Source organism: uncultured Fretibacterium sp. (assembly GCF_938030725.1).
Taxonomy (GTDB): Bacteria; Synergistota; Synergistia; order Synergistales; family Aminobacteriaceae; genus Fretibacterium.
On record NZ_CALHIQ010000161.1, the window covers coordinates 1 to 23357 of the forward strand.

The 23357-nt window shown below is 63.8% G+C and carries 20 protein-coding genes, 1 tRNA gene and 2 pseudogenes; 17 read left to right on the forward strand and 6 right to left on the reverse strand.

Going from position 1 to position 23357, the window contains the following annotated elements:
- The first annotated feature begins 107 nt into the window (after positions 1–107).
- From rpmF to Q0629_RS09000, 3 genes are all read left to right on the forward strand, one after another.
- Positions 108–308 carry a 50S ribosomal protein L32 gene (gene rpmF / locus Q0629_RS08990; protein WP_015556570.1) on the forward strand — a complete coding sequence of 67 codons (201 nt, stop codon included), beginning with the start codon at positions 108–110 and terminating at the stop codon, positions 306–308.
- Between the two features lie 114 nt (positions 309–422).
- The gene (gene htpG, locus Q0629_RS08995; protein WP_298781592.1) at positions 423–2303 is read left to right on the forward strand and encodes a molecular chaperone HtpG; all 1881 of its coding nucleotides are present in this window, start codon (positions 423–425) and stop codon (positions 2301–2303) included.
- A gap of 172 nt (positions 2304–2475) precedes the next feature.
- Entirely contained in the window at positions 2476–3063 is a 588-nt protein-coding gene (locus Q0629_RS09000) for a hypothetical protein (RefSeq protein WP_298781595.1), read from the forward strand.
- 114 nt (positions 3064–3177) lie between these two features.
- Here the strand turns inward: Q0629_RS09000 and Q0629_RS09005 are convergent, their stop codons facing one another.
- Positions 3178–3879 (reverse strand): LexA family transcriptional regulator, encoded by a 702-nt coding sequence (locus Q0629_RS09005; RefSeq protein WP_298781597.1) that lies wholly within the window; start codon positions 3877–3879, stop codon positions 3178–3180.
- Between the two features lie 235 nt (positions 3880–4114).
- Here Q0629_RS09005 and Q0629_RS09010 point away from each other — a divergent pair, with 235 nt between their 5' ends.
- Positions 4115–4420 (forward strand): hypothetical protein, encoded by a 306-nt coding sequence (locus Q0629_RS09010; RefSeq protein ID WP_298781599.1) that lies wholly within the window; start codon positions 4115–4117, stop codon positions 4418–4420.
- Between the two features lie 31 nt (positions 4421–4451).
- Here Q0629_RS09010 and Q0629_RS09015 read toward each other — a convergent pair whose 3' ends face one another.
- Positions 4452–5723 carry an AI-2E family transporter gene (locus tag Q0629_RS09015; RefSeq protein WP_298781601.1) on the reverse strand — a complete coding sequence of 424 codons (1272 nt, stop codon included), beginning with the start codon at positions 5721–5723 and terminating at the stop codon, positions 4452–4454.
- A gap of 359 nt (positions 5724–6082) precedes the next feature.
- Here Q0629_RS09015 and Q0629_RS09020 point away from each other — a divergent pair.
- From Q0629_RS09020 to Q0629_RS09035, 4 genes and pseudogenes are all read left to right on the forward strand, one after another.
- Positions 6083–6409 (forward strand): annotated as a pseudogene (locus Q0629_RS09020) (DUF1445 domain-containing protein); the annotation flags it as partial.
- 86 nt (positions 6410–6495) lie between these two features.
- Positions 6496–7578, forward strand: a complete 1083-nt coding sequence (locus Q0629_RS09025) for an A/G-specific adenine glycosylase (RefSeq protein WP_298781604.1) — start codon at positions 6496–6498, stop codon at positions 7576–7578.
- Between the two features lie 93 nt (positions 7579–7671).
- Positions 7672–7749: transfer RNA gene (locus Q0629_RS09030), tRNA-Pro, on the forward strand.
- Between the two features lie 119 nt (positions 7750–7868).
- The gene (locus Q0629_RS09035; RefSeq protein WP_298781606.1) at positions 7869–9782 is read left to right on the forward strand and encodes a YgiQ family radical SAM protein; all 1914 of its coding nucleotides are present in this window, start codon (positions 7869–7871) and stop codon (positions 9780–9782) included.
- 10 nt (positions 9783–9792) lie between these two features.
- Here Q0629_RS09035 and Q0629_RS09040 read toward each other — a convergent pair.
- Positions 9793–10650 (reverse strand): annotated as a pseudogene (locus Q0629_RS09040) (DMT family transporter); the annotation flags it as partial.
- Positions 10651–10860: 210 nt separating this feature from the next.
- On the opposite strand from Q0629_RS09040, the gene Q0629_RS09045 reads away from it, so the two are divergent.
- The 6 genes from Q0629_RS09045 (at position 10861) to Q0629_RS09070 (ending at position 15998) form a co-directional block, all read left to right on the forward strand.
- Positions 10861–11802: a DUF4365 domain-containing protein gene (locus Q0629_RS09045; protein ID WP_298781608.1), complete on the forward strand. Its 942-nt coding sequence runs from the start codon at positions 10861–10863 to the stop codon at positions 11800–11802.
- A gap of 86 nt (positions 11803–11888) precedes the next feature.
- A complete protein-coding gene (locus Q0629_RS09050) occupies positions 11889–13097 on the forward strand; it encodes an HD-GYP domain-containing protein (protein WP_298781610.1) in 1209 nt (402 codons plus the stop codon).
- A gap of 113 nt (positions 13098–13210) precedes the next feature.
- Positions 13211–13429 (forward strand): 4Fe-4S dicluster domain-containing protein, encoded by a 219-nt coding sequence (locus Q0629_RS09055; RefSeq protein ID WP_298781613.1) that lies wholly within the window; start codon positions 13211–13213, stop codon positions 13427–13429.
- On the forward strand, positions 13422–14555 hold the full coding sequence (locus Q0629_RS09060; protein ID WP_298781616.1) for a 2-oxoacid:acceptor oxidoreductase subunit alpha: 1134 nt from the start codon (positions 13422–13424) through the stop codon (positions 14553–14555). The genes Q0629_RS09055 and Q0629_RS09060 overlap by 8 nt, the downstream gene beginning before the upstream one ends.
- 1 nt (position 14556) lies before the next feature.
- Entirely contained in the window at positions 14557–15375 is an 819-nt protein-coding gene (locus Q0629_RS09065) for a 2-oxoacid:ferredoxin oxidoreductase subunit beta (protein WP_298781619.1), read from the forward strand.
- Between the two features lie 5 nt (positions 15376–15380).
- Positions 15381–15998 (forward strand): 2-oxoacid:acceptor oxidoreductase family protein, encoded by a 618-nt coding sequence (locus Q0629_RS09070; protein WP_298781621.1) that lies wholly within the window; start codon positions 15381–15383, stop codon positions 15996–15998.
- Positions 15999–16073: 75 nt separating this feature from the next.
- Here the strand turns inward: Q0629_RS09070 and Q0629_RS09075 are convergent, their stop codons facing one another.
- The 3 genes from Q0629_RS09075 to Q0629_RS09085 form a co-directional block, all read right to left on the reverse strand.
- Positions 16074–16595: a hypothetical protein gene (locus Q0629_RS09075; RefSeq protein ID WP_298781623.1), complete on the reverse strand. Its 522-nt coding sequence runs from the start codon at positions 16593–16595 to the stop codon at positions 16074–16076.
- On the reverse strand, positions 16596–17423 hold the full coding sequence (locus tag Q0629_RS09080; protein ID WP_298781625.1) for a ParA family protein: 828 nt from the start codon (positions 17421–17423) through the stop codon (positions 16596–16598).
- Between the two features lie 74 nt (positions 17424–17497).
- The gene (locus tag Q0629_RS09085; RefSeq protein WP_298781627.1) at positions 17498–19426 is read right to left on the reverse strand and encodes a hypothetical protein; all 1929 of its coding nucleotides are present in this window, start codon (positions 19424–19426) and stop codon (positions 17498–17500) included.
- 530 nt (positions 19427–19956) lie between these two features.
- Between Q0629_RS09085 and Q0629_RS09090 the strand changes: the two genes are divergently transcribed.
- The 3 genes from Q0629_RS09090 to metG all read left to right on the forward strand — a co-directional run.
- Positions 19957–20913 carry an exopolyphosphatase gene (locus Q0629_RS09090; RefSeq protein ID WP_298781629.1) on the forward strand — a complete coding sequence of 319 codons (957 nt, stop codon included), beginning with the start codon at positions 19957–19959 and terminating at the stop codon, positions 20911–20913.
- Positions 20914–21020: 107 nt separating this feature from the next.
- Positions 21021–21575 carry a hypothetical protein gene (locus Q0629_RS09095; RefSeq protein WP_298781631.1) on the forward strand — a complete coding sequence of 185 codons (555 nt, stop codon included), beginning with the start codon at positions 21021–21023 and terminating at the stop codon, positions 21573–21575.
- A gap of 37 nt (positions 21576–21612) precedes the next feature.
- On the forward strand, positions 21613–23357 hold a 1745-nt coding region (metG, locus tag Q0629_RS09100), incomplete at its 3' end, for a methionine--tRNA ligase (protein ID WP_298781633.1).

Here is a 23357-nt window from a genome sequence, read left to right on the forward strand (position 1 = left end):
GAAGCGCTGAAGGATACCCTTTGTTTGATGCTCCTTGATTGCTTTCAACAACTTTGAAGATTAATCAGTGCTTCCTTAAATATATTGGTCGCTTAGGAGGTAGTAACATGGCAACACCGAAGAGAAAGACATCCCACTCCCGCACGGCACAGCGCAAGGCCCAGTGGCTTGGCGCGCTCTCCGCGCCGGAGTTCCAGAGCTGCCCCCGCTGCGGGGAGAAGGTGCAGGCCTACCGCGCCTGCGCGGCCTGCGGCTACTATCGCGGGCGCAAGGTCCTGACTGTGGGGGAGGAAGAGGCGGCCAACTAGTTCACGTTTGTGCCGAAGTGCTTTGCAGTGAGACGCCGAGGGCAGATTGTCCTCGGCTTTGTGATTTATGGGGGCACGGCGGTTGACGCCCTGCCCCGGAGGGGACGGTCGTACATGGCTGAGGAGACGTTTCAATTTCAATCGGAGGCCGCCGAGCTTTTGAGGATGATGATCCACTCGGTCTACTCCAACCGGGATATCTTCCTGCGCGAGCTGATCTCGAACGCATCCGACGCGCTCGACAAGCGGCGCATCGAGCGGCTGAAGGACAGCGAGCTGGCGGACTTCAAGGGCGAGATCCGCGTGAGCCTGGATAGGGAGAAGCGCACCCTGACCGTGGCGGATAACGGCATCGGGATGACCCGCGACGAGGTGGTCCGCTACCTGGGGACGATCGCAAAGTCCGGAACGCGCGAGTTCCTGGCAGCGGCGAAGGAGGACACGGCCGCGGGGGAGCGGATGATTGGACAGTTCGGGGTGGGCTTCTACTCCGCCTTCATGGCGGCGGACCGCGTTGAGGTCGTGACGCGCAAGCTGGGCGAGGCAACCGCCTGCCGGTTCAACTCCGCCGGGGAAGGGGAGTTCACGGTGGCGGACGCCAGCCGCGACGAGTGCGGGACGTCCGTGACGCTCTGGCTGCGCCCGGTGAAGGAGGGCGAGAAGGACTACTCCGAGGAGTGGACGGTCCGCGACGTCATCAGGCAGTACTCGGACTTCATCGCCTGGCCCGTCGTGATGCCGGTCGTGCGGAAAAAGGACGGAAAAGAGACCGTCGAGGACGAGGTCCTGAACTCCCAAAAGGCGATCTGGCGTCGGGAGGAGGGCGAGGTTACGGAGGAGGAGTACCGCGAATTCTACCGCCACCTGACCCACGACTGGAAGGAGCCGCTGGCGCACATGCGCCTGAATGCGGAGGGGGCCACCAGCTTCAAGGGGCTGCTCTTCGTTCCGGCGGAGGCCCCGCTGGACCTCTTTATGAACCCGAAGGCCGGGGGAATCAGCCTTTACATCAATCGGGTCTTTATCATGAACGACTGTCAGGCGCTGATCCCGGAGTACATGCGCTTCATGAGGGGCGTCGTGGACTCGGACGACCTCCCCCTGAACATCTCGCGCGAGATCCTTCAGGAGGACCCCATCACCCGCATCATCCGTCGCAGCACGCAGCGAAAGATGTTCAGCGAGCTGAAGAAGATGCTTGAGGGCGACCGGGAGAAGTACGAGAGGTTCTGGAACGCCTTTGGCCGCATCCTGAAAGAAGGCGTCATCCAGGACCGCGAGCACGCGGCGACGATCCTGGACCTGGCGCTCTTCCACACCACGGCCCAGGAGGGCGCGACGACGCTTGAGGAGTACCGGAAGCGCATGCAGCCGGAGCAGAAGGGGATCTACTGCCTCACCGGGCGCAGCCTTTCGGCGCTGAAGGCCTCCCCCAAGCTGGAGCCCTTCGCCGCGAAGGGCCTTGAGGTCCTCCTGATGACGGACCCCGTCGATGAGGTCATCCTTGCGGAGGGACCTGAGGCGGACTCGATAAAGCTCCTGAACGCCGGCCTTGACTCCGATGTACCGGAGAGCGGCGAGGAGAAGGAGCGACGCGAAGAGGAGCTCAAGGGGATGGAGGCCGACTTTGCGCCCTTGAGGGAGCAGGCGATGGCGGCGATGTCCGACCGGCTTCAGGAGGTGCGCCCCTCCCTGAGCTTGACGAGCTCCCCCGCGTGCCTTCGGGATGCGAACGGGCTCTCGTTTCAGATGGAGCAGCTCATGCGCGCCATGGGGCAGACCCCTCCGGCGCAGAAGCGGGTCCTTGAGCTGAACGTCGGCCATCCGCTGATCAAGCGCCTGATGGAGCTGGCGAAGCAGAAGGCGCCGGAAACTTCCGACCTCCTCTCCATCCTCTACGACCAGTCCCTGATCCTGGAGGGGGCGCCGGTGGAGGACCCCGCGTCGTTCGTCAGGAGGGTCAACGAGGTCATGGCCCGCCAGCTCAAAGCGTAGGGCGACCTCTGGAGCCGCCGCAGTCTGCGGATTGGGGAATCTTTCCCCCTGTTTTTCGTTTTTCTGGTATACTTCAACGGGCGGTGTGGAGCGGCTTCAGCCGCTAACGTCGCGCTGAAACGAGATAAGCGCCCTGCAAGGCGGTCGGAATACGGGGCTGGGACACACGGGGGTGGACATCATCAAGAAGCAGGATAAAGGTGCGCTTGACGCCGCAGGCGCTGAAAAGGAAACGCGGAAGCAGACAAAGGCCGGAGCGTCGGCCTCGACGCGGAAGCGGACGAAGGCGCCAAAGCCGGAGGCGGCCGCTCCTGACGAACAGGCTCTAGAGAAAAAGGACGATTTCACCCTTCAGTACGACGTGAGCTCCAGGGAGCGCTACGTGGACTCCACGTCACAGAAGACCGACTTCGACAGGATGCTGGATGAGCTCTCGCGGATCAGCAAGGATATGCTGAGCTGGGAGGTCGAGAAGTTCACGAGCAAGTACCAGGGCGAGGGGGACGAGGCCGCTGCCACGGCCAGGAAGTTCGAGGCATTTCTGGGCGGCTTTATCACCAACGCGGCGGTGGAGCTCTACGATCGGGGCTATCGGGACGCCGCATTTCAAAGCCTGGAGCAGGCGTTGAAGGTCCTCGACGCCAAGAGGAAGCTGGAGACTGAGGTAGAGTCTATTAAGGCGCGCAACGAGGAGGACAGCGTGGACCTCTCGGACATGCTGGGGCTCTTTGGAGGCGACGATTCCGGAGACGAGAATTAGTGCCAGCACTCATACACGTCAGGGCCTGTCGCATTTGAAGCGGCAGGCCCTTTTAAATTTTCGGCGGTGCGTCGCTGAACGCTCCCGAGCAGGGCACATTCCCCTGTGGCGAAGTCAAAAAATGCGGTTGGGCACCCCCATGTTGAGCCAGCGCACCACCTTGCCCAGGATCGTCAGAAACTCGACCTCGTCCCGCTCAATCCAGATGGAGCTGAAGTCCTTGTTGGCCGGGCGCAGCTCAATGCGTCCGTCGTTGTAGAAGAGGATTCCCTTGACGGAGCACCGGTCGTTCCACCGAACGTAGGCGATGTCCCCACTCCGCACCTCGGCGTTGGGGTTGACCAGGATCAGGCAGCCGTCCTGAATGTTGGCGCCGATCATGCTGTCCCCCTCGACCTTGACGAAGTAGGGCTTGGTGGGACCGACGGGCCCCCCCGTTTCAAGCGTGGGCCAGGGCATCCATTTCCGTGCCCCGGCCCTCACGTCGGACCAGTTGAACCCGCTCCCGGCGCAGGCCTCCTGGTCCAGGATGGGGAGGTATATCTGGGGCGGAACGATGGGCTCTGGCGTCTCCGCAGGGCCTCGTTCCCGCTCCCCCTCCACTGCGCCCGACACCAGGTAGGCCAGGGATACCCCCAGCTCCATTGCGATCCTGGACTTCATGGAGTCCCGGATGCCAATGCTTCCGATCTCGTAGCGATACAGCGTGTTGGGCTTCACCCCAAGCCGCTCCGCCAGTTCGGGGCGCTTCATCCCAAGCGCCTTCCGCCGCGCCATGATGCGGGCGCCAATGCCCGCCTCCGCTCCTTCCGTCATTTCAGTCACCCCTTCCGCGCCCTGAGCGCGATCTGCCTTGCCAAGTCTGTAAGTCATTTTACAACGGATCTTGCATTTATTCCAACTATGCTACATAATACGTAGTATATTGAACGACGCAAGGGCACTATCGGGGACTACGGGCCGGAGCGTTCGAGAAACCGCACCGACCGTTTGAGCTGCGTTGAAAAGCCCGCGCTGAGGCGTGGCCAGTTTATGAAGGAGGGGTTGTGACATGGCGAATGCGTTGGGTGGGGCGCTGGGGGTCCAGCAATACGTGCTGTTGTTTCTGTGGGGCGTGCTCCTGTGGGGCGTGTGCCGTGAGGTGCGGGATTTTATGGGGATGCCGCAGGGGAGGGAGAATGCAGCGACCTCAAAGCCGCCGCGCCGCCCTCCACTCCGGAGGGCGGCGCGACCGAGGCCCTGCGGAGGCGGCTGGCTCCTCTGTCGAACGAGGAAAGAGAAGCGCTCTCGAACTCCGGAGCGCAAGGGACTCTTGAGGACGGACCCCTTTGTCGATCAGCGCTTCTTCAGGTTGTAGAGGCGTTCATCGGGGGCCGCCGTCTCCTGCGTCAGGCGTCCTCCTCGCGGTCCTTTTCAGCCCTGTGCTGCCTGGTGTCCTCCGCCTCCCGGTCGCTCTTCATTCGCGCCTTGCGCGCGTTCTCCCCGCTGCCCATGAGGATGGCGATGGGCTTCAGCGAGTGGGTGCTGGCGCAGATGATCTGAAGGATCGAGGCGATGGGGGTGGAGAGGATCGCCCCAGGAATGCCCCAGATGACGCCCCACAGGAGGAGGGAGAGGAGGATGATGACGGGACTCAGGCCGAGGCGGTCCCCCATAATTTTGGGGGTAAGGATGTTGCCGATGGAAACCTGCACGGCGGTCAGCAGGACGAGGACGAGGAGCGGCGTGGTGAGGCTGGTGGGGGATTGCAGGATCGCCATGACCACCGGCGGCACCGTCGCGATGATGGACCCGACGGTTGGGATGAAGTTCAGCAGGATGGTCAGAACGGCCCAGCCCGTCGCCAGCTCCACGTTGCAGATCGTCAAGATGACCCAGGCGCAGATTCCGGTCGCAACGCTGATGAGGGTCAGGGCGCCGAGGTAGCTGCTGATCTGGGAGGAGATCGTCGCCAGGATGCTCTTGACCGTTTCGCCGGTTCGGGCGCTGGGGCCGCGAAAGGCCTCGTCGATCTTATCGACGACGTAGGGGGCCTCAAGGAGCATGAACATCAGGAAGACCAGAGCGAGGACCAACTTGCTCAGGAGGGTGATGGCCATCTCCGAGATGTAGCGCACGTAGGACGTCCAATCGGTGCGGAGCTTCTTCGTCAACTCCCCCATGAGGATGCTGCCCCCCGATATGGCGGGAGGAAGGGCATCGGCGGAGGTGGCAGCCGTCAGGATGAAATTGCCCCGCGGCACGTCATCCCCCTCCTGCTCTTCACTCCGGACGGAGGGGCGCGAGTTGGGGAGGAGGCCCAGGGACATCAGGGTGTTGGTGAACTTCTCGATGGTGGGCTCAAGGTCGGGGTAGAATCGCTGATAGACCTCGCCGAACTCCACGGCCTGGGACGCGACGAAGCGCACCCCAATGAGGGTCATGCAGAACAGCAGGACGAACACCAGCGCGATCTTGAGGGAGGGGGGCAGCTTGAGCTGATCCCCCAGCTTGAGGACCGGGCGAAAGATCTGCAGCAGGAACCATGCGATCACCAGGGGGATGAACACCCCGCTGGCCAGGTGGAGGACGAAGCCGAGCGCGACCGCGGTTAAAATGGTCATCAGTCCAACGATGATCTTCATGTGTCTCAGCATGAACTTCGTGTTGTGCCACTTCATTTATAAATAAATCCCCCTTCGGGTCGTATCGTCTTTTCTGGAAAAGTGTGTAAGGTTATCAGAATGTGGACCATCGGGTCCCTGACTTAACTATACACCAAACCCATTTAAAAGTGTAGCGCGAAAACGGCCGCGAGGCCCGTCACGGCAATAAAATCCCATGGTGCCCTGTAAGGGACAGGCAGGATGGGGATTCCTTCAGAGGGGAGATCGTCGCACCGGGGCGCCCGTCCTGTATAATAAAAACTTGAGCGGGCCGCTTTGGCGCCCGCTGTTCTTTAAGCTGTCCGAACGAAGGAGGGGATGAGGTGGCGGAGATTGCCGATTACGCGGAGGCCAGCCCGCGGGAGGTGCGGCAGATGATCCGCGACGGGAGATGGGATCGCCCCACGTCGGGCCTGTGCGTCGGGCACGTGCAGGCCAACTTGGTGGTCCTGCCCCGTGACCTGGCGTATGACTTTCTGGTCTTTGCCCAGAGGAACCCCGGTCCCTGTCCGATCCTGGACGTCACGGAGCCGGGGGATACGGAGCCGCGCGTCATTGCGCCCGGAGCGGACATCGCGAGGGACCTACCGCGCTATCGCGTCTGGAGGGATGGGCAGTGCACGGACGAGCCGACCGACGTGACGAGGTACTGGCGCAAGGACCTGGTGGGGTTCCTTCTTGGGTGTTCCTTTTCCTTTGATTCTCCGACAGCCGTGCGGATGGCGCGCACGCTTCGCGCGCGCCTGGTCGAGGCGAGAATCGAGATCGTCCCCCTGCGCGAGTTGGCGTGAGCCGCTGCGACGACGTCGGGGCCTCCGTGAACGCCGGGCTTGCTGCGGAGGCCCTCGTTGAGTGGTTCAAGGTTCACGCCCGCTCCCTGCCCTGGCGCGAGGGCTACGACCCCTACAGGGTGCTCGTTTCGGAGTTCATGCTCCAGCAGACCCAGATGGGCGCCGCGGTCCCTTACTTTACGCGCTGGATGGAGCGTTGGCCGAACCTCCCCTCTCTGGCTGAGGCGGACGAGTCTGAGGTCCTGAAGCTCTGGGAGGGGCTGGGGTATTACTCCCGGTGTCGGAACCTTCTGAAAGCGGCCCGATCCATGGTGGAGGCGGGGCATTGGGCGCCGCCCCCCGATGCGGCGAAGCTCAGGACCTACCCCGGAATAGGGGAGTACACGGCCGGAGCCGTGGCCAGCGTGGCCTACGACCTCCCCGTGCCGGCCGTCGACGGCAACGCGGAGCGCGTCATTGCACGCCTCTGCGACATCAAGGCCCCTGCGGGGAGCGCACCGCTCCGTCGCCGCGTCACGGCTTTCGCGTCCGACATGCTGCGGACCGTCAGCCCCAGGCTCCTGAATCAGGCGTTGATGGACCTCGGTGCCTTGGTCTGCACCCCACGAGGCCCGGACTGCGGCGCCTGCCCGCTGGCGGAGCCGTGTCTTGCCCGCCGCCGTGGTGCCGTGAATGAGCGCCCCCTGCCGCGCGCCCGTCCCCCGGTGTTGCGAGAGGAGGCCTGGGGGCTGATCGCCCTCTTTCGGGATCGGCTCCTGCTGCGCCGGCGCCCGGACAAGGGAGTGTGGGCCTCCATGTGGGAGGTCCCCTGGTTCTCCAGGACCACCGCGGGCTTCGCTTCGGACTTCCGGGCCTGGACGGAGGAGAACGGTTGGAGCCTGAGGGGCGATGTGCGGGAGCTGGGGGCGGTGAGCTTCTCCTTCACCGTCCACCGCGTCCGCGCGTGGGTGGTGGCGTGCGACCTCGATGAAGCGCCTCCGTGCCCTGACGGCTGGCGCCTCGCTGCGCTGCCGGAGGCCGACGCGCTCTCCCTGCCGGCTCCGAGCAGAAAATTTCTCAAGGTTTTCCGCGAGAGGTAACATTTGACGTCCGCCTCGAAAGATGGTAATATACTCGCCGTTGTTGATAGGGGTTCCGGTCGCTTGGCAGTTCGAGGCGGCGGGGACGCTTTTCGGGGCGTAGCGCAGTCTGGCTAGCGCGCTTGGTTCGGGTCCAAGAGGTCGGAGGTTCGAATCCTCTCGCCCCGACCATTGAGCAGTACGTGGAGGTTGGGGTTCCCCAGCCTCCTTTTTTGTGGTCCTTGATCGACCTGGGACCGACTTCTGGGCGGCGGGTTGGGCGTTGGAATCTTTGAAAGGGGTAGAGGGCAATGGCGATGGGCGGTTCCGCGCAGCGGCAGGCGAAAGTTGACTTTCTCCCCGTCTGCCGCGCGGACATGGAGGCGCGCGGGTGGGGCGAGCTTGACTTTTTGTTCGTCAACGGCGACGCTTACGTGGATCACCCTTCCTTCGCCGTCGGCCTGATCTCCCGCCTCCTGGAGCGCGAGGGGTATCGGGTCGGCGTCGCCGCCCAGCCCAACTGGCGTGGGGACGAGGACTTCACCTGCATGGGGCGCCCCCGGCTGGGGGTGCTGGTGGGCGCGGGGAACCTGGACTCCATGCTGGGAAAGCTGACCGCCGGGAAAAAGGCCCGACGGACGGACGTCTACTCGCCGGGGGGCGCCGTGGGGCTGCGGCCGGATCGCGCGACGATCGTCTACTGTCAGCAGGTCCGCCGGATCTTTGGGGACATCCCGCTGATCATCGGCGGCATCGAGGCCAGCCTCCGACGCCTCGTCCACTACGATTACTGGTCGGACTCCCTGCGGCGATCCATCCTTCTGGACAGCCAGGCGGACCTTCTGATCTACGGCATGGGGGAACGGCAGCTCTTGGAGATCGCGGCGATGCTGAAAAGAGGCGTTCCGGTGGGTAAGATTCGGGACGTCCGGGGCACCTGCTACGTGGCCGAACGCGGTCAGGAGCCCTCGGACTCCGTATCGCTCCCGTCCTGGGACGAGATCGTCCGGGACCGGCGGAAGTTCGCGGAGGCCTTTCGCCTCGCCTCGCTGGAGCAGGACGCACTGCGTGGCCGCACGCTCCTGCAGGGGCACGAGAAGGGGACCCTCGTTCAGCTTCCCCCTGCGCCGCCCCTGACGGAGGCGGAGATGGATGGCGTCTACGACATGCCGTACCTGCGCCGGTGGCACCCGAAGTACGATGCGCTGGGAGGGGTTCCGGCGCTCGCCGAGGTGAAGTTCAGCGTCACGAGCCACAGGGGGTGCTTCGGTAGCTGTGCCTTTTGCGCCATCCATGCCCATCAGGGACGAATCATTCAGGCCCGGAGCCACGAGTCCATCCTCCGGGAGGTCCGGGCCCTGACGAGGCTCCCGGACTTCAAGGGCTACGTCCACGACGTCGGCGGGCCGACAGCCAACTTTCGTCATCCATCCTGCAAGGACCAGCTGGAGCGCGGCGTCTGCCGCGGGAAGGAGTGCCTCTTTCCGACGCCCTGCCGTCGGCTCGACGCGAGCCACGAGGACTATCTCGCGCTGCTTCGGAAGTGCCGCGCCGTGCCGGGCGTGAAGAAGGTGTTCGTGCGCTCCGGGCTTCGATATGACTACCTGCTGTTGGACGGCGCACACGGGGAGGCCTTCCTGCGCGAGCTCTGCGAGCACCACGTCAGCGGTCAGTTGAAGGTGGCCCCGGAACACGCTTCGCCCGCCGTGCTGCGCGTCATGCGCAAGGGAAGCATCGAACAGTATCGAAGGTTTATGAAGCTCTATGAGGAGTGCAACCGGAAGCTGGGGAAGAAACAGTACCTCGTCCCCTACTTCATGACGTCGCATCCGGGCTCCGGCGTCAGCGAGGCCATCGAGCTGGCGGAGTTCGCCGCAGAACTCTCCTTCTGCCCCGAACAGGCGCAGGATTTTATCCCCACCCCCGGCAGCCTGGCGACCTGCATGTATTACACGGGGCTGGACCCCTTCACGGGTGCTCCCGTCCGCGTGGTGCGGAGGGAGTCGGAGCGGCGGGAACAGCGGGCGCTCCTTCAGCACCGGATGCCGCAGAACAAGCGCCTGGTCCTTGAGGTCCTCCGGAGGGAGGGGCGGACGGACTGTGCGGCAAAGCTGTATCCGGACGGACGGGGAGGTCATCAGAACGGCGCTCCCGCTTCAGGAGCGGCTCCAACTCGACGAGCAGGACGGAGAGGAAGATCAAAAGGCAGCCGAACAGCATCCTGAGGGAGGTGGGCTCGCCCAGGAAGATGACGCTCCCCAGCAGGCCGAACACGGATTCGAGGCTCATCAGGATCGCCGCGTGGCTGGGCTTGGTGTACCTTTGAGCGCAGATTTGCACCAGGTAGCAGAGGAAGGTGCAGAACACGATCGCGAAGGCCAGCTCCGGCAGCCCGCGCCGCCAGTGGAACTGGAGCGGCCTCTCGAACAGGAGCGCGGCGGCCAGAGTTAGCAGCGAGAGGACTGCGAACTGCACGAAGGACAGGCTGATGGGGTCGCATTGAGCGGCGTAGCGGCTGATCGCGATGATCTGAAGGGCGAAGAACAGCGCGCACAGGACCGTCAGGGCCTCCCCTTTGCCGAGGGGCCCTGAGAGGTCCGAGGTGAGGAGGCCCATGCCGAGGAGGCACGTGCAGGTGGCCGCGAGGGTGTGCCATCCGGGGAACAGGCCGCGAAAGAACCAGAGGAGCAGCGGGACGAACAGCACGTAGGTCGACACCAGGAAGGCCTGTCTGCCTGGTGCCATGAATAGGAGCCCTAGGGTCTGGCAGAGGATGGCGCCGAACAGGGCGACGCCGATCACGATGCCGCCCGCTACCGCCTGTCGGGACATCCTGCCGATCCGTCTGTGGAAGAAGATGAGCAGCAGGGCGCTGCCGCAGGAGAAGCGCAGGAACAGGAGCCAGTTCGGCGGGTAGATGTCGAGCAGCACCTTGACGACGGTGAAGCTGCCCCCCCACAGGAGGGCGCAGAACAGGAGGGCCAGGTCCGCGATCAGCGCTGCGGCGCGTGCGGATATCCTTCCTGGGGCCGCCTTTTCGTCCGTCGGGTTGACGATTCTTCCCTCCGTGGGTTGAGCGCGTTCTTTTTCCATGAGGCGTCCTCCTGCGGGCGTTGCAGCCCCTGCGTTTTTGTTTTGTGCGCCGAAGCCCGCGTTGATCGCGGGCGCGCATTGCCCTTATGGTTAAATTGATTATAATGTAATATATTCCGCGCTTCAACAGGGCGTAGGGCATTTCTCCCTATGGCAGGGCATTTGCGATGGGGTAAAATAGGGGCGGATTTTTGAAAAGCGCCCTATCAGGTGAGGTGGAGGCTGTTGAACGAGTTGGCCGATCGAATTGGAATTTATGCGGCGAGCCGCCTTTCCGCGCAGCTACCCGGGTTGATCTTTCGCGGGCAGCGCAGCGGGGATACGGGGCTGAACGCGCACCTGGAGACCGTTGAGGAGTATCCCAAGATGGGAAAGGTCGTCGGCCTTCAAATCCGTTCCGACGAGGACAAGAACGTGGAGCGCACGGCGCGGGGGTACGTCTGCCGCGGCGAGATGCTCCACTTTGCCTATTGGCTGCAGCACTCCCTGCCGGTGATCCTCATGGTCTACGAGCGGGAGCGAGACCGGCTCGTGTGGGAGGCCGTATCGGCGGAAACGATCGAGATATCCGGGGCGCAATGGAAGCTGCTCGTCCCCTACGACCAGGCGTATGGCGTGGAAACAGGGGCCCGCATCGCGGACCTGCCCTGCTATAGCCCTTACTTGGCGCGCCTGGCGCTGGATCGCCCGTGGATGCAGCTGATCGAGGCCGGGCGTGGCATCCTGCTGGAGATGGACGAGTGGCTGAACCAGCCCTCAGTCCGGGGTAACCTGCGCCTCTCCGTGATGACGGAGGACAACTCCGCGAGAGAGCTCGTCTTCGAGTGGCCCTTCCAGACCGATCCCGACATGCCCCACGTGTTTCGCCTGCCCTCCCTGTTCCCCTGGGCCCACATCGAGCCGGACCAGGCCTTTTACCGCGAGAGGCTGAGGGATGACCGGAAGGTCGAGGGCCTCTCTCCCTGGACCGTAGAGGCGGGGGAGATCGCGCGCTTCAGGCTGCGCCTTGCCCTGAACGAGCTTGGGCGCGCCTTTCTGGTGACGGAACAGTTTCTCAGGCGCGGGGAGTTCCCCGCCGCAGAGCGTGCCAGGGACTTTGGACAGGAGTACGAGAGGGGAATCAAATTCCAGCTCTACAAAGGGCAGGGATAAGTCGTCGTCTTTGGTTGGTGACTGCCGCGGGCGGGACGACGCGCAGAACGGCCAATCCCCAAAAATCACGATGCTGGAGAGCGAGGATGGGAGCTATAGAGAGCAAAAGGCCCGGTGACGCCGCGGGACAGGATGGCGTCGTGCGCGAGGTCGCCGTCGAAGAATTGGGGCAGTTTTGCGAGGGGCAGGCCGTGATCGCAAACGACATCGCCGGGGCGACCGGGAGCATCCTCATCTCCAGGGGAACTTCCCTGATGAGCGTCGCCTCCTCCATCGCCGGCCTGCAGAAGCAGTTGCGCAACGCGAACGTCCGCAGCGTTCGCCTGCTCCTTCCCAGCGGAGGGTCCAGGGATGAGGTCGAGTCCCTCGTTCGCGGCATCAAGCCGGGCATTGCTCCCATCGACGCCGAGCTGGCGCACCAGACGGTGAATCAGGTCGAGGACGTCCTGGGGCGGATTCAGTCGGGGAACTGTACGCCGGAGAACGTCCAAGACCTGGCGGACCGCGGCAGGGTCCTGGCCAAGCAGATCGCGAAGGCCCCGCAGCTGATGTTCTGCCTAGGGCACGTTCGGGACTGGGATGAGTACACCAGCGTACACTCCCTGAACGTTTCGCTCCTGTCGAGCTTCCTCGCCGATCGCATGTTTCCCGATCGTCCGGAGTTCGCCGAGTTTATGGCGATCGGGGGCATTTTGCATGATCTTGGCAAGGCGAAGGTCCCCCACGAGGTCCTGAACAAGCCGGCAAAGCTTACGGACGCGGAGTTCGCCGTCATGAAGCAGCACCCGACCCTGGGCGTCCAGCTGGCGGTGGAGAGCGGGGTGACGGACGAGCGCACGCTCACGGTGATCCGGGGGCACCACGAGCGCTATGGCGGCGGAGGATACCCCGACAGCCTGGATAAGAAGGACCTTCCCATTGAGGCGAGGATCGCGGCCGTAGCGGACGTCTTTGACGCGCTGACGGCCAAGCGCGTTTATAAGGACCCCATGCCGGGGCGCAATGCGATCGAGTTGATGACGGGGGCGATGGCCGCCCACTTTGACCCTGCGGTCATGCGCGTTCTGCTGCTGGCCGTGGGCATCTATCCTGCGGGGACGCTGGTCGAGCTGTCGGACGGGAGCGTGGGGGCGGTCATTGGCACTACAGGGACGGACGTGGTACACCCTCAGGTGGCGCTCCGCTACGATCGCTTTGGGAAGCCAGTGACGGACAAGACGGTCGTTCAAACGGGCTCCGAGTCCGGGGTGCTCGTCGTGCGTTCCCTCCAGACGAACGACAAGATCGGCTTCTGACGTGCTGGCTTTCTGCGAACGAGGGATGATATAGAGATGATGCAAATCCAAGTGGGGTGTTGTGCGCGGCCGCGGCCTGCGGCCCGCGTTTAAATACAGTGGGGGGGTGTGTCTTGTTGGCGGAAAAGAAGAGTTTTAAGGTCGAGGTCAACAATGCGTGGTGTAAGGGGTGCTCCCTTTGTATCGGAGTCTGCCCCAAGTCCGTTTTAAGCCTCAGCGATCGCCTGAAATCGGAGGCGACGAAGCAGGAGGATTGCATCGGCTGTCGTCAGTGCGAGAACATTTGTCCCGATCTCGCTATCACGGTGAAGGAGGATAAGGCAAATGGCTGACGTCGCTTTCTGGCAGGGAAATACTGCGCTGGCCCATGGGGCCCTTGCTGCGGGCTGCAACTTCTTCGGAGGGTATCCCATCACGCCCTCGACGGAGATCGCGGAAGTGATGGCAGAAGAGCTGCCGAAGATCGGAGGGCACTTCATCCAGATGGAGGACGAGCTGGCCGGGATCGCAGCCGCCATCGGCGCCTCCATCGCAGGCGCCAAGGCGCTTACGGCCACCTCCGGCCCCGGCTTCTCGCTGAAGCAGGAGAACTTGGGCCTGGCCTATATTGCGGAGATTCCCCTCGTGGTGGTGGACGTCATGCGGGGTGGCCCCTCCACGGGGACGCCCACCAAGGTGGCCCAGCAGGACGTGATGCAGGCGCGTTGGGGCACCCACGGCGACCACGCGACGATCTGCTACTCTCCGTCGTCGGTGCAGGAGTGCTACGACCTGGCGATCAAGGCCTTCAACGCGGCGGAACGATTCCGTCAGCCGGTCCTGATCCTGGGGGATGAGGTCGTGGGGCATATGAGGGAGAAGGTCGTGAAGAAGGCTCCTGCGGAGGTCGAGATCGTGAACCGCGTCCGGCCGACCTGCGACCCGGCGAAGTTTACGCCGTACCTTCCGGACCCCGTGACGGGGGTCCCTCCCATGGCCTCCTTCGGCGACGGATACTCCTGGCACGTGACGGGCCTGACCACGAACGACTGGGGGTTCCCGACGAACGACAACGCGGAGATCGAGAAGAAGATCCTGCGGATGATGAGCAAGGTCTCCCGCGCCCGCTCCGAGATCGTGGAGTACGAGGCGGAGTACATGGATGGCGCGGACGTCGTGGTGGTGGCCTACGGCAGCGTGGCGCGGTCCGCTCTGCGCGCGGTGCGTGACGCCCGCAAAGCCGGCATCGCGGCAGGCTTCTTCCGTCCCATCACGCTCTGGCCCTTCCCGGACGAGGAGCTGCTGCGGGCCTCGCTGGGGGCGAAGACGGTCATCGTCCCGGAGTTGAACTGCGGCCAGCTCGTCCTGGAGGTGGACCGCGTGTTTCACGGCAGGAGCGACGTTCAGCCGTTGAACCTCGTGAACGGCGAACTCTTCAAGCCCTCAGAGATAGGCCGCAAGATCAAGGAGGTGGCTTAAGATGCCGAACGCAGAGGTTTTGAGCTGGGTCAGAAGCAGGTTTATGCCCCACATCTGGTGCCCCGGGTGCGGACATGGCGTCATCATGCACGCCATCATCCGAGCGCTGATCGGCATCGGAGCGGACCGGAAGAACACGGTCCTGGCTTCGGGGATCGGCTGTTCCAGCCGCATGGCGGGGTACATCAACGCCTGCACGCTCCACTCGACCCACGGCCGTTCCCTGGCCTTCTCCACGGGCATCAAGCTGCACCGGCCCGACCTGACGGTGGTGAACGTGATGGGCGACGGCGACTGCACGGCCATCGGCGGCAACCACTTCATCCACGCCTGCCGCCGCAACATCGACATCACGGCTATCGTCATGAACAACAACATCTACGGCATGACGGGCGGCCAGGCCAGCCCCACGACGCCCGTGGGAGCCTTCGCGACGACGACGCCCTACGGCGCCGTGGACCCGACCTTCGACATCTGTAAGCTGGCGGAAGGGGCCGGCGCCTCCTACGTGGCGCGCACGACCATCGCCAACCCAAAGCAGGCGGAGACCTTCATCGCAAACGGCATCCGCAAGAAGGGCTTTTCCGTCATCGAGATCGTGACGCACTGCCACACGCAGTTCGGGCGCAAGAACAACCGCAGGCTTCCCATCGAGAACTACAAGTACTTCAAGGAGAACTCCATCCCTCTTGCCCTGGCGAAGGACAAGAGCCCGGAGGAGCTGGCGGACAAGATCGTCTGCGGGGAGTTTGTGAACAAGGACACCCCCGAGTACACGGAGCAGTATAAGAAACTGGTCATCGATAAGGCGAGGGGGTAAGGACCATGGCTGATGAGAGATATGAGATTCGTATCGCCGGCTCCGGAGGACAGGGCGTCATCCTGGCGACGGAGCTGATCGGGCAGGCGATCACCTACCACGAGCCGGAGTTCTACGTGGTGCAGTCCCAGGCCTACGGCCCGGAGGCCAGAGGAGGGAAGTCCAAGGCGGAGGTCGTCATCTCCTCGAAGCCGATTGACTACCCCAAGGTCATCGCCCCAAGCCTGCAGATCATCCTGACCCAGGCGGCCGCGGACGAGTTCGCTCTCGACACCATGCCGGGCGGCCGCATCGTGTACGACGATTTCTTCGTCACGGAGATGCCCGGATTGAACCTGCAGAACGGGGCCGGCAGCGTGGAGGCCCACGGAGACATCGACGCTCGCGTCTACTCCCTGCCGATCATCAGGACGGCCCGCGAGAAGCTGGGGCGCGAGATCGTCACGAACATGGTGGCGCTGGGCTGCGTGGGACGGGTGCTGGAGCTTGAGAAGATCGCCTCGCCGGATTCCCTGCGCAAGGTCATTCAGGCTCACTTCCCGGTGCCCAAGATCGCGGACCTCAACGTGGCGGCCTTTAACGCGGGGTACGAGATATTCAAGAACAGCCCTCTTCCCGACTGAACCGGGTAAAAACTGTCGTTCAGACTTGCAAAGACGAATGAGGCCGGCGCTTCTAAGCGCCGGCCTTCGCTTACCTCACGCGCGGAGCCAGAGGGTTGCCGCCCCGTTCTCGTCCCACTTTAAGATGGCCTTGGCGTCTGCCGTAAGCTGCCCGGCCGAGCGGACGGGGGAAAGCGCTGCCCCTTCGGACGGGAGCAGGTAGTAGGTGTAGCGGCTTGGGTCTGCCTCCGCGAAGTCCGCTCGCGCCGCCTCTGCGTCGAGAGGGCGGCGGGCGATCTCGGAGGCGGCTTGCAGCATCGTCTCCCACATGGGCCGATCCCTCTCGGACAGGAGGGCCAGCACCTCCTCCGGGGCAACGCCTTCAGGGACTTCCGGCTTCGGCCCCGCAACTTCTTCCCGAGGGGCTATGTCCTCTGCAGGGGCGACGGACGATTGCATCGTCTGAGCGGGCGCAGAGGGCTGTGTCGCTTCCCCGGTCCCCTTACGTTCTACGGTTTCCTCAGGCCCTGGCTCACGCTCCTCCTCGGCGGGGTCAAAGACCCGAATGACCCCCGTGCGCAGATAGTCCTTCAAGTCAGGCCTCTTTTTCCTGGACATCTAGTTTTCCCCCTTGTGGTCTGAGCCCTGCCAGGGGCGGGGCAACGGAGCAGCGGCGGGCGCTTCAAGTCCCTCGCACCGTTCGAGGAACTCTTCAGTGGCCGCCTTGTAGTCCTTGGCGCCCGTGGAGCTGGGTGCGTAGGAGAAGATGGAAAGCCCCAGGCTCGAGGCCTCGATCAGGCTGACGTTTTGGCGTATGTAGCTCTTGAAGAGCAGGCCGCCGAAGAAGTTCGCCACCTCCCGCTCGACCTCGCGGGCGATGAATATCTTCGGGTTGTGGCGGGTCATGAGGATTCCCAGGAGCGTGAGGTCAGGGTTCAAGCGCTCGTTGAACAGGGGGATGGCCTCGTTCAGTAGCCTCAGCCCCGCCAGGCTGTAGAACCCCCCGTCCATGGGGACGAGGAGGCGATCGGCCGCGGTCAGCACGTTGCGGGTGAACACGCCGAGCTGAGGCGGGCTGTCCAGTAGGACGTAGTCGTAGCGGCTGGGGGGGAGGGCGGCCATGGCGTCCCTCAGCAGCGTGTCGCGGCCGAAGGGCCCCTCCGGGTTCAGCTCCGCCATGATGAGGTCCAGGGAACTGGGGATGACGTCCACCCCTTCATGCACCGTTCGGATGTCGTCCCAGGATGCGTTCCCCGTGAGCAGGTCGAAGACCTGCGGGGTGTTGGGAGCGACGGTGACGCCAAAGCTCGTGCTCAAGTTGCTTTGGGGGTCCATGTCCACCACAGCGACCTTCTTGCCCATTCGGGCGAGGGCGACGGCCAGGTTCTGACACGCGGTGGTCTTGCCCACCCCGCCCTTCAGGTTGCAAAAGCCTATCGTCAGCAAAGGAAACACTCCATTCGTTCTTTGTGCAGGCCGCAGTCCACCATGGACGCCCCGAAGACGCCCGGACAGTCCCCTTATTTCCCCTTACCGGCCGGGGCAGTGGCGGCGTCCTCCTGCGCGGGAAGCTCCCCGCTGCGCGCCAGGAACGCCTCGACCTCCGCGTTGGGGTGGATGGCAAGGGCCTCCCGATAGCGCGCCATGGCCTCGGCGGCCTTCCCTGCGTTGAGGAGGGCGTTGCCCTCGCGCACCTTCGCGTTGGCCGCCTGGAGGGCGCGGCGGTCGTGCAGGATGGCCTCGACGCGCTCGACCCACGCCTTCAGTTCTTCGTTGGGGAAGATCGCCAGGCTCTTGCGGTAGAGGGGAGCGGCCTCCTCGAGGCGCCGGTTGAGGTACAGGGCGTCCGCCGAGCGCGCGAGACGAGCGGCATCCGCCCTCGTGCCGATGCCGAAGTCCTCCGGTCCGCGTGGCGCGGAGTCGGCGCTCACGACCCTCTCCAACTCGTCGATACGCTTCTGCGCCGCTTCCGTGTCCCACACCCTTCGGCTCTCAAGGTATCGGGTGAGGGCTCCCTTCGCGTCGCCCTTCTTGGCCAGGGCCTGTCCCTCCTGATAGAGGGCCGCGGCCTGTTTCTTTCGGCGCTCCAGGACGACGCGCAACTCTTCAATGTGTTGCTTCAATGCAGTGTCCGGGTTGCTCACGATGCTTGCAGAGTAGTGGGCGATGGCCCCCTCGATATCGTCGTCGCGCTCCATCGCGCTGCCCTCGCTCGCATAGCGGTTCGCGTCGGCCATGAGCTCAAGGCGCTGCCGAATGCGCGTCGTCCTCTCCTGGATGGCGTCCGAGGAGAGGACGGCGGCGGACTTCTCGTAATAGGTGATCGCGTCCTCGAAAAGCCCCTCCTGGTCGTAGGCGGAGGCGGTGTCGCGCAGCCACTCCGCCCGTTGTCGCTTGACGCGAAGCGCGTCGATCTCCTCCTCCTCCTTCCGGATGAGGGCCGTGCCCTCCTCGGTGGGCCACACGACCTGAGCCAGGCGGAGGCTCTTCAGGGCGTCGTCATGAAGTCCCTTTGCGATCTGACCCGAGGCCTTGTTGCGGAAGTCCAGCGCGCGCAGGAAGCGCGAGTGCTTGGTGGTCATCGCTCGAAACTCCTTCGCGATGTCCTGGTCCCTTGGGGCCGCCGCTTGAGCCTCGGCTCCCAGCTCCATGGCTTTCGCGTAGTCCTTTGCGTTCCAGGCCTCTTCGGCGCGCTCCCACGTTTCCCAGGCCTGGCGGGCCTCCTCCGACTCCTGCAGGACCGAGCTGGGCAGGGTGACGCCGATCGTGCTGCTGCCGCTCCCCAGGAGGACACCAGCCCCGTTGAACGCACTGACGGCGACCTCGCTGTCCCCTGCCTCGCTGCGAGCGATGAGGAGGTCAGCCCCTCCGTCCGCGCTCAGGACGGCGGTGGAGGGGTCAGCGGTCCAGGAAAAGGAGGCCTCCCCGTTGAAGGCGGGGACGAGCTGAGCTCGAAGCCTTATGGGGCGATTCGTCATGAGCGCGTCCTCGGACACGCTCGCCTTTTCCGTGGCGTCCCACAACGCGACGAGATCGCGCGAGGCAACGACGATCTCGATGGCGTACTCCTTTGGCGTCAACGTCATTTCGGCATCGCCCAGGGAGGCGCCGCTATAGTCGTGGACGATAGCCGTCACCGTGATGGGAAGGGTGTTGGCGGGGGTGAAGGCGCACTCACGCCCCCCTGCGCGCAGCAGGACGGGCTTGACGTCGCCGCTGATGGCCCACTCGATGACGGCGTCCGAGGGGACGGAGGCGGGGTCTGCTATGAGGACGACCTCCGTGCCCACGTGCGGCTCCTCCTCCATAAGGATGGCGGGCTGCGCCGCCTCCGCCGGGAGGCCCAGACGTGTCAGGCTGAGGGCGAGGACCACCATGAGCGCCGCAAATCGCTTTGCACTCCCTGAAAAAACGCTCGAAACGCAAAAAAGTCCTTTCATCGAGAGCATGAGGGATCTACTCCTTACGTCAAAAGGTCTGTGAGCCGCAGGGGCGGTCCGGAAAGCGGCATCCGTCGCCTCGGCGGGCTCGGGAACTTCTGTCCCCGATCGGGGAAGAGGGCGACGTGTAGTTATCTTCAATTTTACGCTATTTCAACTGGAAAATCCAACGGTTGCGTCGGTGGAGGACGGTGGACGGATGGCCGGGGCCTGCCCAGGCGCCGCGCGTTCCCTCAAGGAGGAGGAGGTCGGGCACAGGGGGGTTTCTTGAGTTTTTTCAAGCCTGTCGCATACTGTCTTCGGTGAACAACTCAGGCTGAGTACTTCCGCTTCCTTTGTTTTTGAGTTACAATTAGGCGGGCGGACAGGTTCGTCGACTGCTCGAGGATCGCCGGGGAGATGTCGGGCCGCAGGGAGTGCACTGCAGCGGCTTCAGGGATTGTCCACTGCCCCGCTTGTCAGTCAGAGGACTGAGAGGGCCGATGCCGTCGGGGCGACGGGCGGCCGACGATTGACCATATACGCGGAGGTGAATGGATGTGCGGCTTCTGACACGATCCGACTTCGATGGATTGATGTGCGCGGTGCTCCTGAAGGAGTTGGATCTCTTCGACGATAAAAAGTTTGTACACCCCAAGGACATTCAGGACGGGACCATTGAGGTGAACTCCAACGATATCCTGGTGAACATCCCCTATGCTCCGGGGTGCGGTATGTGGTTTGACCACCACACGAGCGAGGACTCGCGGGGAGTGATGCACCAGTATAAGTACACGGGGGCGTCCTGGCCCGCGCCCAGCTGCGCGCGGGTGATCTACGAGTACTACGGCGGCGGTCGGGGTGCCCTCGTCCGCTTCAAGGACATGGTGGTCGAGGCCGACAAGTGCGACTCGGCGCACTTCTCCCGCGACGAGGTGCTGAACCCGCAGGGGATGGTGCTCTTGTCCTTCATCATGGACCCAAGGACGGGGCTGGGGCGTTACCGGGACTTCCGCATCTCGAACTATCAGCTCATGGACTGCCTGATCGACTACCTGCGCACGATGTCGGTGGACGAGATCATGCAGTTGGAGGACCTCCAGGAGCGCGTCCGCCTCTACAACGCCCACAAGGACCTCTTCGTCGAGATGATGAAGAAGTACTCCTGGACCCGGGAGGCCGCCGTGGTCACGGACCTGCGGGGCGTGGAGGAGACCTACGTGGGCAACCGCCACGTCATCTACGCGCTCTTTCCGGACCAGAACGTCTCCGTTCGCGTTTTTGACGGGAAGAACAAGGAGTTCTGCGTGTTCTCGGTGGGGTACAGCATCCTGAACCGCACGGCGACGGTGGACGTCGGCAAACTGATGCTGAAGCACGGAGGCGGCGGACACCGCAGGGTGGGCACCTGCCAGGTGCCCTATGGGGAGGCCGACGCGGTCCTTGAGGACATCCTGACCGAGATCAACAAACAGAACTGGCAGATGCTGAACATCACCGGCCTGGAGGAGGGCTAGGCGGGAAGCGGACGCCAGGGCCCCGAGGGCGGGTTTTTCCTCAAAGAAGGCGGCCCCGCTCCCGGGGCCGTTGTTTTGTCGGCGGACTCACGTTTTGGAGGCGTGTCATGTTATCCTCGGATTTTCTGATGGACCTTGCCAGGCGGATTCAGGAGGGCCTGAAGCTAACGGAGCAGGAGCTGCTCAGACGGGCTTCGGAGCCCGCGAGCGAGGGCGACGCGGCAGGCTTTTCCCCCAACGAGGCCATTTCGGGCAGGTCGGCCGACCGCGATCTGGCGGGGAACTTCGCTGTGGCCATCGCGAAGCTGCTGGACGAAGGGGGCGTCTCCGAGGCGGACCTCGCGGAGAAGCTCGGGTGCCTCGTGGAGGACGTCCACGCCCTGCGCCGCAGGAGCCCGTCGCTCCCCAGCCGGGAGCTCCTGTCCGTGCTCGCGCTGAAGCTCGCGCTGACGCCGGAGCAGGCGAAGGACCTCTTCCTGGCGGCGGGCTACGAGTTCTCCAAGTGCGAGGTCAGCGACATCGTGCTCCTCTACTGTCTGGAACAGGGCGTCTTTGACATCGACGAGGTCAACGACGCCCTGACGTGCTTCAACCTGAAGAGGCTGTCCCCTCAGGCGGCCGTCGTGGAGCTGGATCGACGGGCCTGGGTAACCTTTCACTAAACGATAGAATACGTACGGAGGTCTTTTTATGGACGGAATGGACGAAAGGACTTTTTACATCACGACCCCCATCTACTACGTCAACGATGTCCCTCACATCGGGCACGCCTACACGACGATCGCCTGCGACGCCATGAGCCGTTACAAGCGCATGAAGGGCTGCGACGTGCGCTTCCTCACCGGAACGGACGAGCACGGACAGAAAATTCAAGCTGCGGCGGAAAAGAGGGGCGTCACGCCGCAGGACCTCGTGGACCGGATACACCTTAACTTCAAGGAGTTGTGGCGCGTCCTGAACATCAGCAACGACGACTTCATCCGCACGACGGAGCCCCGTCACGTCCGCGTCGTTCAGGACATGTTCAAGCGGCTCATGGATCAGGGGGACATCTACAAGGGGGAGTACGAGGGGAAGTACTGCGTCCCCTGCGAGGCCTACGTCCCGGAGTCCAGCATGGGGCCCGATGGCACCTGCCCGGACTGCGGACGCCCCCTGACGGTCATGAAGGAGGAGAGCTACTTCTTCCGTGGGTCGCGGTACGTCCCGCAGTTGATCGAACACTACGAAAAGCACGTGAAGGGCGTGATGCCGCGCATCCGCTACAACGAGATCATGAGCTTCCTCAAGGGGGAGGTGCGGGATCAGTCCGTGTCGCGGACGACGCTGAAGTGGGGCATCCCCGTTCCCGGCGACGAAAAGCACGTGGTTTACGTCTGGTTTGATGCCCTGATCAACTACGCCTCGGCCATCGGCTACCTGGACGACCGGCCTGCGTTCGACCGCTACTGGCCCCACGTCCGGCACGTGGTGGGGAAGGACATCATCCGGTTTCACTGCGTGATATGGCCCCTGATGCTCCTGGCGCTGGGGCTGCCGTTGCCCGTTTCTATCATCGCTCACGGCTGGTGGACCGTCGATGGGGAGAAGATGAGCAAGTCCAAGGGGAACGTGGTGGACCCCCGCAGGGTGGTGGAGGAGTACGGGCTGGACCCGTTCCGCTACTTCCTGCTGCGCGAGATCCCCTTTGGGCACGACGGGGACTTCTCCGAGGCGGCGCTCGTGGGGCGCATCAACAGCGACCTGGCCAACGACCTGGGGAACCTGCTGAACCGGACGCTCAAGATGATCCAGGACTACCGCGAGGGGAGGGTTCCCGCGGAATCCCTTCGGGAGATGCCTGAGGCGCGCGATCTGCAGTGCCAGGCCCAGGCGGCGCTCGAAGGGACGGATGAGGCCATGGAGGACTTCAGCTTTGACGAGGCCCTGAAGCGGATATGGGCCTTCATCGGCCGGGCCAACAAGTTCATCGACGAGACCATGCCTTGGAGGCTGGCGAAGGAGGGGAATGGTGACGCGCTGGACTCCGTGCTGCTGAACCTCTATGAGGCGTTGCGGCTCTCGGCCCTGATGGTTGCCCCCTTCATGCCGGAGACCGCCCAGCGGATATGGGAGCAGCTCGGGCTTGAGGGTGACCCCTTGAAGTGTCTCTACGACGACTTCCGGTGGGGCGCCGCGGCGGGGACGCGCGTGGGGAGGGCGGAGGTACTCTTCCCGCGCATCGACGTCAAGGAGTGGAAGAAGGCCCACGGCGAGAAGGCCGTGGCGGCGAAGGAGGATAAAGCCATGGCGGAGGAGCGCAGGGACGAGATCTCGATCGACGACTTCAGGAGGGTTGAGATGCGCGTGGCGCAGGTGGTCAAGGCGGAGGAGATCCCGAAGTCGCGCAAGCTCTACAAGCTGGAGGTGGACCTGGGCTACGAGAGGCGCACCGTCTGCTCCGG

Bases quoted from the DNA above. Each gene is read 5' to 3' on its own strand.
- rpmF (WP_015556570.1), top strand. From the start codon at position 108: ATGGCAACACCGAAGAGAAAGACATCCCACTCCCGCACGGCACAGCGC.
- htpG (WP_298781592.1), top strand. From the start codon at position 423: ATGGCTGAGGAGACGTTTCAATTTCAATCGGAGGCCGCCGAGCTTTTG.
- Q0629_RS09005 (WP_298781597.1), bottom strand. From the start codon at position 3,879: ATGACGGAAGGAGCGGAGGCGGGCATTGGCGCCCGCATCATGGCGCGG.
- Q0629_RS09010 (WP_298781599.1), top strand. From the start codon at position 4,115: ATGGCGAATGCGTTGGGTGGGGCGCTGGGGGTCCAGCAATACGTGCTG.
- Q0629_RS09015 (WP_298781601.1), bottom strand. From the start codon at position 5,723: ATGAAGTGGCACAACACGAAGTTCATGCTGAGACACATGAAGATCATC.
- Q0629_RS09035 (WP_298781606.1), top strand. From the start codon at position 7,869: ATGGCGATGGGCGGTTCCGCGCAGCGGCAGGCGAAAGTTGACTTTCTC.
- Q0629_RS09050 (WP_298781610.1), top strand. From the start codon at position 11,889: ATGGGAGCTATAGAGAGCAAAAGGCCCGGTGACGCCGCGGGACAGGAT.
- Q0629_RS09060 (WP_298781616.1), top strand. From the start codon at position 13,422: ATGGCTGACGTCGCTTTCTGGCAGGGAAATACTGCGCTGGCCCATGGG.
- Q0629_RS09065 (WP_298781619.1), top strand. From the start codon at position 14,557: ATGCCGAACGCAGAGGTTTTGAGCTGGGTCAGAAGCAGGTTTATGCCC.
- Q0629_RS09070 (WP_298781621.1), top strand. From the start codon at position 15,381: ATGGCTGATGAGAGATATGAGATTCGTATCGCCGGCTCCGGAGGACAG.
- Q0629_RS09075 (WP_298781623.1), bottom strand. From the start codon at position 16,595: ATGTCCAGGAAAAAGAGGCCTGACTTGAAGGACTATCTGCGCACGGGG.
- Q0629_RS09085 (WP_298781627.1), bottom strand. From the start codon at position 19,426: ATGCTCTCGATGAAAGGACTTTTTTGCGTTTCGAGCGTTTTTTCAGGG.
- Q0629_RS09095 (WP_298781631.1), top strand. From the start codon at position 21,021: ATGTTATCCTCGGATTTTCTGATGGACCTTGCCAGGCGGATTCAGGAG.